13 protein-coding genes are annotated in these 14217 nt (G+C 71.6%); 7 read left to right on the top strand and 6 right to left on the bottom strand.

The window, feature by feature from the left end; translation table 11 throughout:
- Positions 1 to 87 precede the first annotated feature (87 nt).
- Positions 88 to 2220, bottom strand: a complete 2133-nt coding sequence (locus ADK67_RS26265; protein ID WP_053719175.1) for a transglycosylase domain-containing protein — start codon at positions 2218 to 2220, stop codon at positions 88 to 90.
- A gap of 134 nt (positions 2221 to 2354) precedes the next feature.
- Complete coding sequence (locus tag ADK67_RS26260; RefSeq protein ID WP_157620841.1) at positions 2355 to 2732, bottom strand: hypothetical protein; 378 nt, start codon at positions 2730 to 2732, stop codon at positions 2355 to 2357.
- Between the two features lie 302 nt (positions 2733 to 3034).
- On the opposite strand from ADK67_RS26260, the gene ADK67_RS26255 reads away from it, so the two are divergent.
- Together ADK67_RS26255 and ADK67_RS26250 are read left to right on the top strand one after the other, a co-directional pair.
- Positions 3035 to 3853 (top strand): lysozyme, encoded by an 819-nt coding sequence (locus ADK67_RS26255; RefSeq protein WP_082403807.1) that lies wholly within the window; start codon positions 3035 to 3037, stop codon positions 3851 to 3853.
- 22 nt (positions 3854 to 3875) lie between these two features.
- On the top strand, positions 3876 to 4499 hold the full coding sequence (locus tag ADK67_RS26250; RefSeq protein ID WP_053719173.1) for a hypothetical protein: 624 nt from the start codon (positions 3876 to 3878) through the stop codon (positions 4497 to 4499).
- Positions 4500 to 4503: 4 nt separating this feature from the next.
- Here ADK67_RS26250 and ADK67_RS26245 read toward each other — a convergent pair whose 3' ends face one another.
- Genes ADK67_RS26245 through ADK67_RS26230 form a run of 4 tightly spaced genes read right to left on the bottom strand, consistent with a single transcriptional unit; the run spans position 4504 to position 6797 of the window.
- Positions 4504 to 5052 (bottom strand): hypothetical protein, encoded by a 549-nt coding sequence (locus ADK67_RS26245; RefSeq protein WP_157620840.1) that lies wholly within the window; start codon positions 5050 to 5052, stop codon positions 4504 to 4506.
- 27 nt (positions 5053 to 5079) lie between these two features.
- Positions 5080 to 5742 (bottom strand): nucleotidyltransferase family protein, encoded by a 663-nt coding sequence (locus tag ADK67_RS26240; RefSeq protein ID WP_053719171.1) that lies wholly within the window; start codon positions 5740 to 5742, stop codon positions 5080 to 5082.
- Between the two features lie 4 nt (positions 5743 to 5746).
- A complete protein-coding gene (locus ADK67_RS26235; RefSeq protein WP_053719199.1) occupies positions 5747 to 5932 on the bottom strand; it encodes a response regulator transcription factor in 186 nt (61 codons plus the stop codon).
- 37 nt (positions 5933 to 5969) lie between these two features.
- The gene (locus tag ADK67_RS26230) at positions 5970 to 6797 is read right to left on the bottom strand and encodes an alpha/beta fold hydrolase (RefSeq protein WP_053719198.1); all 828 of its coding nucleotides are present in this window, start codon (positions 6795 to 6797) and stop codon (positions 5970 to 5972) included.
- Between the two features lie 238 nt (positions 6798 to 7035).
- On the opposite strand from ADK67_RS26230, the gene ADK67_RS26225 reads away from it, so the two are divergent.
- The 5 genes from ADK67_RS26225 to ADK67_RS26205 all read left to right on the top strand — a co-directional run bounded on the left by ADK67_RS26225 (position 7036) and on the right by ADK67_RS26205 (position 14080).
- Positions 7036 to 8283, top strand: coding sequence for an SAM-dependent methyltransferase (locus ADK67_RS26225; RefSeq protein ID WP_053719170.1), 1248 nt, complete (start codon positions 7036 to 7038; stop codon positions 8281 to 8283).
- Positions 8284 to 8461: 178 nt separating this feature from the next.
- Entirely contained in the window at positions 8462 to 9160 is a 699-nt protein-coding gene (gene shbA / locus ADK67_RS26220) for an RNA polymerase sigma factor ShbA (RefSeq protein WP_082403805.1), read from the top strand.
- Between the two features lie 22 nt (positions 9161 to 9182).
- On the top strand, positions 9183 to 10307 hold the full coding sequence (locus ADK67_RS26215) for a PfkB family carbohydrate kinase (protein WP_082403803.1): 1125 nt from the start codon (positions 9183 to 9185) through the stop codon (positions 10305 to 10307).
- A 425-nt stretch (positions 10308 to 10732) separates the two neighbouring features.
- On the top strand, positions 10733 to 12847 hold the full coding sequence (locus ADK67_RS26210) for a transglycosylase domain-containing protein (protein WP_231648363.1): 2115 nt from the start codon (positions 10733 to 10735) through the stop codon (positions 12845 to 12847).
- A gap of 291 nt (positions 12848 to 13138) precedes the next feature.
- Positions 13139 to 14080 (top strand): M23 family metallopeptidase, encoded by a 942-nt coding sequence (locus ADK67_RS26205; RefSeq protein WP_053719169.1) that lies wholly within the window; start codon positions 13139 to 13141, stop codon positions 14078 to 14080.
- Positions 14081 to 14217 lie beyond the last annotated feature (137 nt).

Here is a 14217-nt window from a genome sequence, read left to right as displayed (position 1 = left end):
GTAACAGTGTTTCCGTACATTTTCGGGCCATGATCACCCGATGGTGTGACGGCGGTGTGCCTGGGCCTTGAGGTCGTGAGGCCGCCGTCAGGGGCGAAGATAGCGCGGTTCCACCGGGGGTAGGGGTTTCTCCGGCAGGTTGGCGTGGGCCTTCATCATGAAGTCGAACCACGTGCGCGCGGGCAACGTGCCGCCGTAGATGTCGCCCTCCCCGCACAAGCGGGGTGCGCCCGTCTTCACGCAGATGCCCCGTGGTGACGTGCTGTCGTTGAACACCTGCACTGCACCGGCGTAGTCCGGGGTCGCGCCGAGGAACGCGGCGGACTTGTACTCCTCCGTCGTCCCGGTCTTGCCCAGCGCCGGCCGAGTCCACCCGAACTGCTTCGCGGCCGCCGCCGCGGTGCCACGTCCCTGGTCGTCCTCGCTCATCCCGACCGCCAGGGCGTTCGCCAACGGCTCCTCCACCACCTGCTCGCACGGCGGCTCGGCGTACCCCACGTCCTTCCCGTGCCGGTCGGTGATCTTCACGATCGGCGTCGGCCGGCACCACACGCCACCCGACATCACGGTCGCCGCCACGTTCGCCAGCTCCAGCGTGCTGGTCGGCGCCGGCCCCAGCGTGAACGACGCGTTCCCCGCCTTCTTGTAGAACTCCGACTGTGTGACCCGCAGCTCCTTCTGCTTCGACTTCGGGTCCGGCGGCACGCCCGCGATGTTCGTCGCCATCGTGTCCCTCATCCCGAGCCGGTGCGCCATGTCGACCACGGCGTCCAACCCGACCCGCTCCTCCAGGATCACGAACGCCGTGTTGGGTGACGTCGCCAACGCCTCCTTCAACGTCATCCGCGGCGGGTAGCTGCCGTCGTGGTTGCGCAGGCAGTACCAGTACGTGAACGGTTCGCCGGTGCCCGGGCACCCCGGCGCGCCACCGCGGTACACCCGTGACGTGTGCGAACCGGGCGACTCGACGATGCTCTCGATCCCGAGCCGGCCCTTCTCCAACGCCGCCGCGGCCGTGAACACCTTGTACACCGACCCCGCGCCGAACTTGTTCTCCACCGCGCTCGGCAGGTCGAACTGCGTCTGGAACTTGGCCTTGTCCAGCCCGTAGTCCCGGTTGGCCACCAGCGCCACCACGTCGTGCCGCTCCTTGCCCGGCCGCACGACCGCCGCCGTGTTCGCGATGCCCTCCGTCGTCTTCGGCACCTGCGCCTCGGCCGCCTGCTTGGCCTGGATCGTGAGCGCGCGGTCCAAAGTGGTCTGGATGGTGTAGCCGCCGACCTTCAGCTCGTTCAGCGAATAACCGTTGCTGGTCAGGTGGTTCACCACGAACGAGCAGAAGAACCCGAACTCCGGCCCCGACCCGACGCACCCGGTCGACAGTGGACGGACCGGCTCGGCCAGGCCCAGCGGCGCGCGCTTGTGCACCTCGGCCTGCTCGCGGGACAGCTTGGCGTTGTCCGTCATCTGGTCGATGACCATGTTCCGCCGCTCGATCGCCTTGTCCGGCCGGGCCTCCGGGTCCAGGAACGTCGGGCTGTTCACCATCCCGGCGAGCATGGCCGCCTGCGGCACGGTCAGCAGGTCCGGCGTGGTGTTGAAGTACGCCTGGGACGCCGCCGCGATGCCGTAGATCGTGCCGCCGAACGGCACCACGTCCAGGTACCGCGACAGGATCTCGTCCTTGCTGAGCTGCGCCTCCACGTGCATCGCGATGCGCGCCTCGCGCAGCTTGCGGGCGATCGTCTGCTCCTGCGCCTCCTTCTGCCCGGCGACGTCCTCCCGCTCCAGCACGTGCACGAGGTGGTTCTTGACGTACTGCTGCGTGATCGTGGACGCGCCCTGCGAGACGGTGCCCTCGGACTGGTTCCGGAACGCCGCGCGCAACGTGGCCAGCCAGTCGACGCCCTTGTGCTCGTAGAACCGGCGGTCCTCGGCGGACACCAGCGCGTCCTTCATGACCTGCGCGACCTTGTCCGGCGGGGTGAGCACGCGGTACTGGTCGTAGAGGTAGGCGAACGGGACGCCGTCCTTGTCGGTGATGGTCGTCATCAACGGCGGCGGCGAGTCCAGCATGCTGAGCGAGGTGGCGGCGACGTGGTCGCTCATCCGGTTGGACACGAGACCTACGGCGCCGACGACCGGGATCGCCATCCCGGCGACCAGCAACCCGGCCACCATGCAGAGGCCGATGAGTTTCGCGAGGGACGCGGTGCGCATGACTGGGGAATGACGCTCGGACGGGCGGCGGAAACACGAACCAACCGGGTTCACCGCAAGTACGGACAATTGCCGACCGACGTTTAACCCCGCTTAGTTCACCCGTTCGTGGACGATTCTACTCAGCGTGTGTGCTACGCGGCGTCGGAGCGGTTGAACGCGGCGCTGGCGAGGTCGGCCGCGTGCCGCATCGCGGCGGCGTGCAGCGCGGTCAGCGACAAGGCGTCCGCCTGCGCCGCCGGGTCGCCCTCGGCGGGCTCCAGCCTCGACTCGGCGGTCACGTAGACGACGCACTCGGCGGCCACGCTCAGCCGGCGCGCGAGGAACGCCACCGCCCTCATCAGCCGTTCCGCCTCGGCCTCGGTGATCGGCACGACCCGCGGCGGTTCGGCGTCGACGTCCTCGTCGACCTGCTGCCGACTGGCCCGGCACGCGAGGCCGCGGTCCCACAGGCCGGCCGCCTCGTGCAGTGATTCGATGAACGGCTCCCAGTCCACTCGGGTCGAGGTCATGGTTCTCACCTTCTGTACGTGGTGCTCACCGGGTGAGTGCCCCCGGAAGTGTCGCTTCATGCCGGATTTCCCCGGTGGTCGGGGGAATCGATCATTACCCACGTGGACCGGGTGGTCACGTGGCGTGCCGCTAAAGACGGCTTCTGTCATTCGTTCAGGTGGAAACGACTTCTTCAGGTTGTCCGGGCACCGGTGGTGGTAGCCGTTCGAGCAGAAGTCACGGCCGCGAGCAAGGCGCGAGCCGCCGCGGGCCGTCGAGCCGAGCACGGCTCCGCCGAGGCGGAGGAAGGGGAGGAAGTCCAATGCCGGCGCGATCCCACAGGTGGCCGTACCGCACGACCGCGTCCGCGGTGGCGCTCCTCTGCCTCGCCGCCCTGCACGTCCCGACGACCGCGGCCGATCCGCGGCCCGACGGCCCCGCCGACCACCACGCGGGCTCCCAGATCGCCAAGCACGAGGGCGCGCACCCGGTCGACGCGGCCGAACTCGTGCGCACCGGTCCCACGGTTCCCGGCATCGACGTCAGCAGCCACCAGGGCGACGTCGACTGGCCGCACTGGTGGAACCAGGGCGTGCGCTTCGCTTACGTCAAGGCCACCGAGGGCACCGGTTACGTCAACCCGAAGTTCGGCCAGCAGTACGGCGGCTCGTACCAGGTGGGGATGGTCCGCGGCGCGTACCACTTCGCGCTGCCCGACAAGTCCGACGGCGCGGCGCAGGCGAACTACTTCGTGGACCACGGCGGCGGCTGGGCATCCGACGGCCGCACGCTGCCCGGCGCCCTCGACGTCGAGTACAACCCGTACGGCGACGACAAGTGCTACGGCCTCGCGCCCGAGGCGATGGTGGCCTGGGTCCGCCAGTTCAGCGAGACCTACCACGCCCGCACCGGCCGCTGGCCGATGATCTACACGTCCACCACGTGGTGGGACAAGTGCACGGGCCGTCTCGGCGACTTCACCGCGACGAACCCGGTGTGGGTGGCCCGGTACGCCGACAGCGTCGGCCCGCTGCCGCACCGCTGGTCGGTGCACGCGATCTGGCAGCACACGTCGACCCCGATCGACCAGAACCTGTTCAACGGCACCATGGACGACCTCGTGGCGCTGGCCCGGGGCTGAGTCGTCCGGAACGGCGGCAGCCATGCACATCGACAAGTCCCAGGGCAGGTCCTTCCCCGTGCGGTGGCGCGGCTACGACCGGCGTGAGGTGGACGGGGAGCTGGCCCGCTCGCGGCAGGAGGTGGCCCGCCTGCGCGAGGAGCTGGAGGTGCTCCGGCTGGACCGGGACGGCGCCGTGGCCACCGCCGACGACCTGATGCGGGAGCTGGAGGACGCGCGCAGCGAGCTGGGCGAGTACCGGGTGCTGCACGCCGGTTACGCGAAGGACAACGCCGTGTCCGGCTGCATCCGCTACCTGATGCACGTGGCCAGGCAGAAGGCGGACGCGTTCGAGACCGACGCGCGGGAGCGCAGCGAGCAGATGCTCAAGCGGGCCGAGGAGGTGGCGCGGCAGCAGGCCGTGCTGCTCGACGAGACCGAGCAGGAGACGCAGCGGCGGCTCGCCGAGGCCGAGCAGCGGGCCCGCGAGATCGTGCAGGAGGCGACCGCGGAGGCACGGGCCCTGCTGGCGGGCCACGTGGACGGGCCGGACCGCTGGACCGCGGACACCGAGCCGCGGCTCGACGTGCCGCTGCCGCGGATCATCTCCGGCCCGCTGCCCGTCGTGCAGCCGGACGCCGAGGAGCAACGCCCGACGTCGGCCTGAGGGGTCAGTACGACACCTTGGCGCACGACCCGTCGCGGGTGGCGCCGTCGACGTCGATCACCACTTGGCCCGGCCGGACGTGCCCCGTCACGCACGCCCGGTCGCCCAGGTGCAGGGTGTAGGCGACGCCGGGCGGTGTGGCGCCGTCGGCCGACGGCGGGAACGGCTGCACGTACACGTCGTTGGCCGGGTAGCCCGCGCCGGTGACCGCCTCGCGCGCCGCGGTCAGCCCGAACTCGCCCAGGCCGCACAGCCGCTCCAACGCCGGCCGCACCCGCCCGGCCGCTTCCAGCGCGGCCGCGTGGTCGCGGGCCGACAGCGGCAGGCGCAGCTTCCTCCGCCGGTCCTCCTCGGCCGGGTCGAGCGGCAGTTCGCGGACCTCGACGCGCAACGACGTCGGCCCGACCGGCTCGCCCACGTCCGCCACGGTGTACGTGGTCGCGCAGGCGGCGGTCGGCCTCGGCGCCGCCTGCTCAGCCGGCGTGCGCGCCCCGCACCCGACCGCCAGCACGCCCACCGCCACCACGAGCGCCCCACCCAGGAGAAGCCCCATGCCGCCGACCTTGGCACAACGCGCGCCTCACCGGGGGAGGTCTCGCGGGTGATCCACGTCGTCGCCGTCGGCCACGTCGCCGCACGGCACGTCGAGCGCGCTGTGCGTACGCAGGTAGTCCCGTGCGCCGGCGTCGCCCACCGCCGAGGCCGCCACACCCGCCCAGTGCTCCGAGCCGATCAGCACGGGGTGGCCGGGCGCGCCGTCGTACGAGGCACGCGCCAGCGCCGTTGGTGATGCCAGCGCCCGCAGCCGCTCGACCGCCGCCGCCGTGACGCCCGGGGTGTCGACCGGCAGCACGACGACAGCGCCGATGTCCGCGCCGACGCCCGGACCGTCGGCAGCGCCGACGTCAGGACCGACGACACGGCCGGCGTCGGCATCGACCCCCGAGACGACCCCAGTGCCGACGCCCGCGCCGGTCAGCGCGGCCAGACCGGCGCGCAGCGACGAGCCCATGCCGGTGGCCCACTCGGGGTTGTCCACCACGACGCAGCCGTCCAGCGCCGCCCGCGCGCGCACCGACGCCGCCGAGGCGCCGAGCACCACGACGACCGGCGCGCACCCGGCGTCCCGCAGCACCGCCGCGGCCCGGTCGACCCACAGCACGCCGTCGTGCGACACGAGCGCCTTCGGCCCGCCGAACCGCCGCCCGGCGCCCGCGGCGAGCAGCAACCCCGCGACCCTCATGCGGTCACACTAGGGCTTGGTGCCCCCTCAACTCGGCCCGGCTGGCCACCGCCAGCTTGCGGTAGACCCTGGTCAGGTGCTGTTCCACGGTGCTCACCGTGATGTGCAACCGCATCGCGATCGCCCGGTTGCTGTGGCCAGACGCGGCGAGGGTCGCGACCCTGCGCTCCGAGTAGGTCAACTCCGTCATACGCGAGAACACGTGCGGCACCGCGGCAGCGGTTCAATCAGGACGAGAAGTGCTCCAAAAGGAGTGCCGTCAACGCCTCCGGCGCCTCCTCCGGCACCCAGTGCGACACGTCCTCCAGCATCTCGAACCGGTACGGGCCGGTCACCCAGTCGCCCGTGCTCAACGCCGCCGTCGACCCGAACGCCACGTCCTCCGTGCTCCACACGTACATCGTGGGCACGGACACCTTCCCGGCCTTGCCGCCCGGACGCCCGGCGCGGTACCAGTTCAGCGCGGCCGTCAGCGCGCCCGGCTCGGACAGCCGCCGCACGTACTCGTCCACCCGGCTCGGCGGCACCCGCCACTCGAACATCTGCCGCAACGCCGCGCCGTCGTCGTCCAGCATCCGCTTCTCGGTGTTGCTGTTGCGCCACTCGGTCATGTAGCCGGACCGCAGGTGCTGGTCCTCGTCGGTGCGCACGGCCTCGGCGAACGCGCCGGGGTGCGGCGTGGACACCACCGCGAGCTTCCGGAGCCGTTCGGGGTGGTCGGACGCGGTCCACCAGGCCACCGCGCCGCCCCAGTCGTGGCCGACCAGGTCGAACACCGACCAGCCGAACGAGTCCGCCACCGCCAGCACGTCGCCGACCAGCGCGTCGACGCCGTACTCGGTCGCGCGCTCGGGCCGCACGCCGGGGGAGTAGCCGCGCTGGTCGAACGCCACCGCCCGGAAGCCCTCCCGGCCCAGCACCGCCACCTGGTGCTCCCACTCGACGGCGGCCTCCGGGAAGCCGTGCAGCAGCAACACCGGCCTGCCGTCCTCGGGGCCTGCCGCGATCGCGTCGAAGTCGCCTTCGTCGGTCCGCACGCTCAGCTGTTCGATCACGGTGATCCTCAGTCCCATCCCTCGGCCGGTGCACGTGTTCCGGTGCGCATTCTCGCGCGCGTCGGCACGCCGAAGTCGCGGCGGGCCGACGCTCCGGCACCGGCTTGCCGGAGCCGCCCGCGGTGCCACCATGAAAGGGCGCCGGCCACGCGTGGGCGGGCGTCACCACCCGTCGACGGCCGCTGACGATCCACGGCGTTGTGGGCCACACGCGCGCCGGCAGTCCCAGGAGTGCCCGATGATGCCCAGAACCACCCGGCGTGCCCTCGACCTGCCCCGCCCCGGCCAGGGGATCTGGCCCGGCCTGTGGAGCCCGCCCCGGTCGGTCGTGCGCGCTCGGGTCGCCGAGTCCCTGTTCCGGCGGGCGGTGCGCACGTTGCCGGTGCGCGTGGTCCTGCCCGGCGGGCACGTGCTCGGCGCGGGCGGTCCGGGCGCGCCGGACATGCGCGTGCACCGGCCGGACGCGTTCTTCAGCCGGCTCGGCGTCGACGTCAAGATCGGGTTCGGCGAGGCGTACATGGTCGGCGACTGGACGTCGACCGCGCTCGCCGACCTGCTCTCCGCGTTCGCGGCGAAGCTGACCACGCTGATCCCGCCGCGGTTGCAGCCGCTGCGCCGCTGGGTCGAGCGCCGCCACCCCGTGTCCGACCGCAACGACGCGGCCAACTCGCGGCGGAACATCCACCGGCACTACGACCTGTCCAACGACCTGTTCCGGGTGTTCCTCGACGACACCATGACCTACTCGTCGGCCTGGTTCGACGGCTCCGACGGCACGCTGTCCGACGCGCAGCTGCGCAAGATCGACGGCGTGCTGGACTACGCGGGCGTGCGCCGGGGCAGCCGGGTGCTGGAGATCGGCACGGGCTGGGGCGCGCTGGCGATCCGGGCGGCGCGGCGCGGGGCCACCGTCACCTCGCTGACGTTGTCCGCCGAGCAACGGGCGCTGGCCGTGCGGCGGGCGGAGGAGGCCGGCGTCGGCGACCGCGTCACCGTGCACCTGCGCGACTACCGGGAGGAACGCGGCCGGTACGACGCCGTGGTGTCGGTCGAGATGATCGAGGCCGTGGGCGCCGAGTACTGGCCCGCGTACTTCTCCGCGGTCGACCGGGCGCTGGTGCCCGGCGGCCGGTTCGGGCTCCAGGCCATCACCATGCCGCACGACCGGATGCTCGCGAGCGCGTCCAGCTACACCTGGATGCACAAGTACATCTTCCCCGGCGGCCTGATCCCGTCCGTCCGGGCGATCGAGGACAACGTCCGCGAGCACACCGCGATGCGGGTCGTGGCGAGCCGCGAGTTCGGCCGCGACTACGCCGAGACCCTGCGCCGCTGGCGGGAGCGGTTCCTGTCCCGGTGGGACGAGGTCGCCTCGCTCGGCTTCGACGACACGTTCCGGCGCATGTGGGAGTTCTACCTGGCTTACTCCGAAGCGGGGTTCCGGGTGGGCCATCTGGGTGTCCACCAGTTCGCCGCGGCCAAGTAGAGGGCGTTCCCACTGCGCCGAACGGCTCGTTTCGCCGTCACAGCCGGGTGCTGTCACGACCACGCTGCGTCGGATCGTGGTCAGCTTTGGCGTGTCCGGTATCAGGAGCCCCGCTGCGTGCTCCTCATCAGTGAGCCGGGATGGCCGGAGGTTCGTCAAAGGGTGAGGAGGTCGCCGGATGGTGCAGCACGCATCCGTGCGAACCGACGTCGAGGTGGGGGTCGGCGCGGTCCGCTACGCCGCAGACGTGCCCGGTCGTCCGGAGGTCAGGCTGGTCGTCGGCGAAGGCAGGCGACCGGTGACCGCCCAGTGGCTGGCCGAGGCCGAGCTGTCCGAACTGGTCGACGAGGCGCTGGTCGGGGACCCGCGCGCGATCGGCCAGCTCCTGGCGCGCATCCAGCCGCTGGTGCTGCGCTACTGCCGGGCCAGGGTGGGGTCGAGGGAGCGCACGCTCGTCTCGGCCGAGGACATCGCCCAGGAGGTGTGCCTGGCCGTGGTGTCGGCGCTCGGCAAGTACCACTACGAGCCGGGCTCGTTCCTGGCCTTCGTGTACGGGATCGCCGCGCACAAGGTGGCCGACGCGCGAAGACGCGCGGTGCGCAGCCGGGCCGAGGTCGTGCCCGAGCTGCCCGACACGCCGACCCTGGAGGACGGTCCGGAGCAGCGGGCCATGACCGGGGAGCTGATCGGGCACATCACGCAGCTGCTGCAGAAGCTGCCGGACCGGCAGCGCGAGATCCTGGTGCTCAGGGTCGCGGTGGGGCTGTCGGCGGAGGAGACGGCGGCGGCCGTCGGCTCGACCGCGGGCGCCGTTCGGGTCGCGCAGCACCGTGCGCTGGCCCGAATGCGAGAGATGTTCGCGGCTGTCAACGGCTGACGCGGACTGGCATCGTTGGGACATGGCCGCCACGCCTCCGCTCGTGCCTCCGCTCGTGCCGCCGTCGGACCAGGCTCCGTCGGACCCGGCTCCGGCACCGTCGCCCGCACCCGGACCGGGGTCCGCGCCGGCGTTCGACGTGCTGCTGTCCGGGACCGTGTTCCTGGACATCATCTTCACCGGACTGCCCCGGCCGCCCGCGCCGGGCACGGAGGTCTGGGCCGAGGGGCTCGGCTCGTGCCCCGGTGGGATCGCCAACCTCGCCGTGGCGCTGAGCAGGCTGCAACTGCGGACCGCGCTGTCCGCCGCGTTCGGCGAGGACGTCTACGGCGACTTCTGCTGGGAGGTCCTGGCCGAGCAGGAGGGCGTCGACCTCACCTACTGCCGCCGGTACTACGGCTGGCACTCGCCGGTGACCGTCTCCATGGCGATGGACCGCGACCGGTCGATGGTGACGCACGGCCACCGGCCGCCCGTGTCGGCCGACGAGATCCTCAACCCACCGCCCCCGACGCGGGCGTGCTTCGTGCACGTGGGCGCCGAGGACGAGCGGTGGGTGACGCAGGCGAAGGCGCAGGGGGCGCTGCTGTTCGCCGACATCGGGTGGGACCGGACCGAGCTGTGGGCGCCCGAGCTGCTGCGGCGGCTGGAGCAGTACGACGTGTTCCTGCCCAACGACGCCGAGGCCCAGCGGTACACGCGGTGCGACACGCCTGAGCGCGCCGCGATGGCGTTGGCCGAGCACGTGCCCGTGGTGGTGGTGACGCGGGGCGGTGGCGGCGCGGTGGCGGTCGACTCGTCCACGGGCGAGGTGGTGGACGTGCCGGGGCTGAACGTCGCGCCGCTGGACTCGACCGGCGCGGGCGACGTGTTCGGCGCCGGGTTCGTGCTCGGGACGCTGTCCGGCTGGCCGCTGGCGGACCGGGTGCGGTTCGCGAACCTGTGCGCCGCGCTGTCGGTGCAGCACTTCGGGGGCTCGCTGTCGGCGCCGGGGTGGGTGGACATCGCCACGTGGTGGCGGACGGTGTCGCGGCGGCCGGACGAGGAGCTGAAGGGGTACGGGTTCCTGGAGGACGTGGTGCCGAACCACACGGGGGTCGAGGTCCGGCGGGCCAGCGCGACGATCCGGCTGCGCGCGTCGAGCTGATCGCCGCTGGGACTGATCGCCGCCCAGGCTGATCACCGCCGGGTTTGGTCGTGCCTGGGTTGATCGCCGCCCTTGGCCGTCGCCGACACGCCGGAGCGCTCGCCGAGACCACCCGATCGTGATCTTGCCGGCGACGAACACGTGTTCGATCATTTGATCGTGTCGCCGTACCGATCGGACCCCGTGCCGAGGGGGCGTGCGGGCCGCCCGCCTGGCGTGAGGCTGATCACCCTCCCGTGCCTGGCGGCGTCCTCCGTCCGGCCCAGCGGGGTTTGACCACGGTCTCCGGTGGGCAGGAGTAACTTCGACGAGCGTCGTCGAAGATCGCGCCGAAACTTCTGCTCCTCGCGGAGCAACCCGCGGTGCTCTTCGTGCGACTTAGTCAGTGGGGGTTCCCGCGGGTTGTGGAAGGGGTTGCTGGTTCAGTGTTCGCCGCGCGCGCGACAGGTCTGGTCAAGTTGGTGGGGTTGTGCCTGATGGCGGGCGTGCTCGTCGCGGCGGTGCTGTTCCCGGTGGTCGGCGGCCTCGGCCTGGCGTCCAACCGGGCCGCGGACACGGTGGACCAGACCTCCGGTGAGTTGACCAAGGCCGAGCTGCCCCTCGTGACCACCGTGCTGGACATGCACGGCCAGCCGATCGCCTACCTCTACGACCAGTACCGCGTGCCCGTGCCGTCCGAGGGCATCGCGGACACCATGAAGGCCGCGATCATCGCGATCGAGGACAAGCGGTTCTTCGAGCACAAGGGCGTCGACTGGCAGGGCATCGCCCGTGCCGCCGCCAAGGCCGGCGTCGAGGGCGAGACCACCCAGGGCGCCTCGACGCTCACCCAGCAGTACGTGAAGAACTACCTCGCCTTCGTGGTCGGCAAGGGCTCCGAGGAGGCGTACGAGAAGGCGACCGAGGTGACGCTGGGCCGCAAGATCAGCGAGGCCCGGATCGCGACCCAGCTCGAGCAGAAGATGAGCAAGGACGAGATCCTCACCGCCTACCTCAACGTCGTCCCCTTCGGCAACGGCGCGTACGGCGTCGGCGCGGCGGCCCGCACCTACTTCGACACCACCCCGGACAAGCTGACCGTGCCGCAGGCCGCGATGCTCGCCGGTCTGGTCAACGAGCCGAGCAGGCTCAACCCGGGCTCCGACGTGGACGCCGCGATCAAGCGCCGCAACACCGTGATCGACCGGATGCGGGACAACGGCGCGTTCGGCCCCGACGCGCGGGTCGCCGAGGAGAAGGCCGCCGAGTACAAGGCGACCGACATCGGCGTCGTGCCCGACCTGAAGCTGCTGCCCAACGGCTGCGTCGGCGCGGGCGACGGCCCGGTCTACGGCTTCTTCTGCCGCTACCTGATCGACTACCTGGAGAAGGCCGGCCTCCCGACCGACGAGCTGCTGCGCGGCGGGTACACGATCACCACCACGATGGACCCGGTCGCCACCCGCGCGGCCAAGGACGCGGCCATGGCGCAGGTGCCCAAGACCCAGCCGGGCATCGCCAACGCGATGGCCGTGGTCGAACCGGGCACGGACAAGCACCGGGTGCGCGCGCTGGCCGCCAACCGCGACTTCGGCAACAACGCCGACGCCGGGCAGAGCGCCTACTCCATCCCCGCCGAGGTGACCAAGTTCGGCGCGGGCTCGATCTACAAGGTGTTCACCGCCGCGTCGGCGCTGGAGCGCGGCGTCGCGCGCATCGACCAGCAGATCGACGTGCCGAAGACCTACACGTCGAAGGTCTACAAGGACGGCAACAAGCCCTACACGGTCAAGAACGCGGGCGACTACAAGGACAAGATGACCTTGACCGAGGCGTTGGCCCAGTCGCCGAACACCGCGTTCATCATCCTGGAGGAGAAGGCCGGGCTGAACAACGTGGTCGACATGGCCTACCGGCTGGGGCTGCGCGAGTCGATGCAGGGCGTCAACAACGAGGGCAACCCGCTCAAGGCCGACGGCTCCAACGGCCCGTCCCAGGGCGACGTCTACAAGCGGGACAACAGCGGCTCGTTCACCCTCGGCGCGGGCCCGACCAGCGTGTTGGAGCTGTCGAACGTCGCGGCGACGATCGTGAGCGGCGGCAAGTGGTGCCCGCCGACGCCGGTGGAGAAGGTCGTCGACCGCAACGGTCGGCCGGTGCCGTTGAAGGAAGCGCCGTGCGACCAGGCCGTCGCGCCCGAGGTGGCGAACGCGCTGGCCGTCGGCATGAGCGCGGACATCAAGCCCGGCGGCACGGCGGCGGGCGCGGCGTCCGGCTGGAACCGGCCGATGATCGGCAAGACCGGCACCACCGAGAACCACTGGTCGGTGGCGTTCATCGGCGCCACTCCGCAGTTCGCCGGAGCGGTCATGACGTTCACCGATGGGGTGGCGCCGCAGGTGATCTGCCACGGCACCCCGCCGAGGCTGTGCGGCAACAACGGCTCGGGCGGCGTTTACGGTGGTCAGGTGGCTGCGCCGACGTGGTTCAACGCCATGCGGGTGATCCACGAGGGCAAGCCGCCGGCGCCCCTGCCGCCGGTCGACCCGCGCTACCGGTAGTCGACCTTCGTCACGGGTTACGTCACGCCCAAAGTTGCGTCTGACCTGGGGTTTTATAACGACCAGATACGGAACTTACGGTTACTCGAACACGCTGAGTGACGATCAGTGGGGTGTGTCACCAAAAAGCACTAGTCGTAGTGCCGAGGCTTGCCCTTTCTTGTTACATCGGGTTACGGTCCCCGCCGCATGTCACGGTTCGGTCACCATAGGGACACGGCGTCGCTCCCCGAAAGCGGCGCCAGCCTGGATCCCCCGCCAGGTGTCCCTGTGACCGGGCCGTGCTCCCCGATGCAGGAAGGCACTACCTTGGCACGGCACACGAAAGCGGACGGTCGACGCGCGTTCCTCGCGCCCCGCACCCCGTCCCGCAACCGCTCCCATCGCGCTGAGTGCGATCGGAAACCCGTCAGCGGCCGCGTCGCGGCCGTAGTGGTCGCGGCAGGCGCCCTCGCCACCGGCGTGGGCGCCGCCGGCGGCGGGTTCGACGCAGGCGACACCCGGTTCCTCCCGGTCGGCGCCAGCTCCGACCTCGCCGCGGCGCTCGTCCACAGCTCGGCGCCCCGACAAGCCGACGTCCGCACGGTGCACGCCGTCGAGCCCGCGCTCGAAGCGGCCAAGCTGATGCGCTCCGAAGGGCTCTTCGCCCGGCAGCACGTCGACCAGGCGATCCGCCACGCGTCCGAGGGCTACGCGGCCCGGCAGGCCGAGCTGAAGCGGCAGCAGGACGCCGCGGCGGCGGAGCAGGCCCGCATCGACGCCGAGAACGCCCGGATCGCCGCGGAGCAGGCCCGCGTCGCCGAGCAGAAGGCCGCCGAGGAGGCCGCCGCGGCGGCGGCCAGGCGTCCGACGGTCGCCAAGCCCGCCGAGGGCTCGTTCACGTCCGGCTTCGGCGCCCGTTGGGGCACGACGCACTACGGCGTGGACATCGCGAACTCCATCGGCACCCCGATCCTGTCCGCGATGGACGGCGTCGTCGTCGAGGCGGGCCCCGCGTCCGGCTTCGGCCTGTGGGTGCGCGTGCAGCACAACGACGGCACGATCACCATCTACGGCCACGTCAACGAGACGCTCGTGTCGGCCGGTCAGCAGGTCCACGCGGGCCAGCAGATCGCCACCATGGGCAACCGCGGCCAGTCCACCGGCCCCCACCTGCACTTCGAGGTGTGGATCAACGGCTCGCAGAAGATCGACCCCGTCGGCTGGCTGGGCGAGCGCGGCATCTCCCTCTGAGACCCGTGCGCTGACCCCGCGCCACCGAGCACTTCGTTCTGCCCCGCCGGGCTCCCCGACCGGCGGGGCAGAGCCACGTCCGGGTGCCTTGCTGCCCGCGGGCATACCGACTGGTCGGTACCTGCGGTACGGTGGCG

Origin of the sequence: Saccharothrix sp. NRRL B-16348 (genome assembly GCF_001280085.1) — a bacterium.
Lineage (GTDB): Bacteria > Actinomycetota > Actinomycetes > Mycobacteriales > Pseudonocardiaceae > Actinosynnema.
This window is presented reverse-complemented; position numbering and strand designations above follow the sequence as displayed.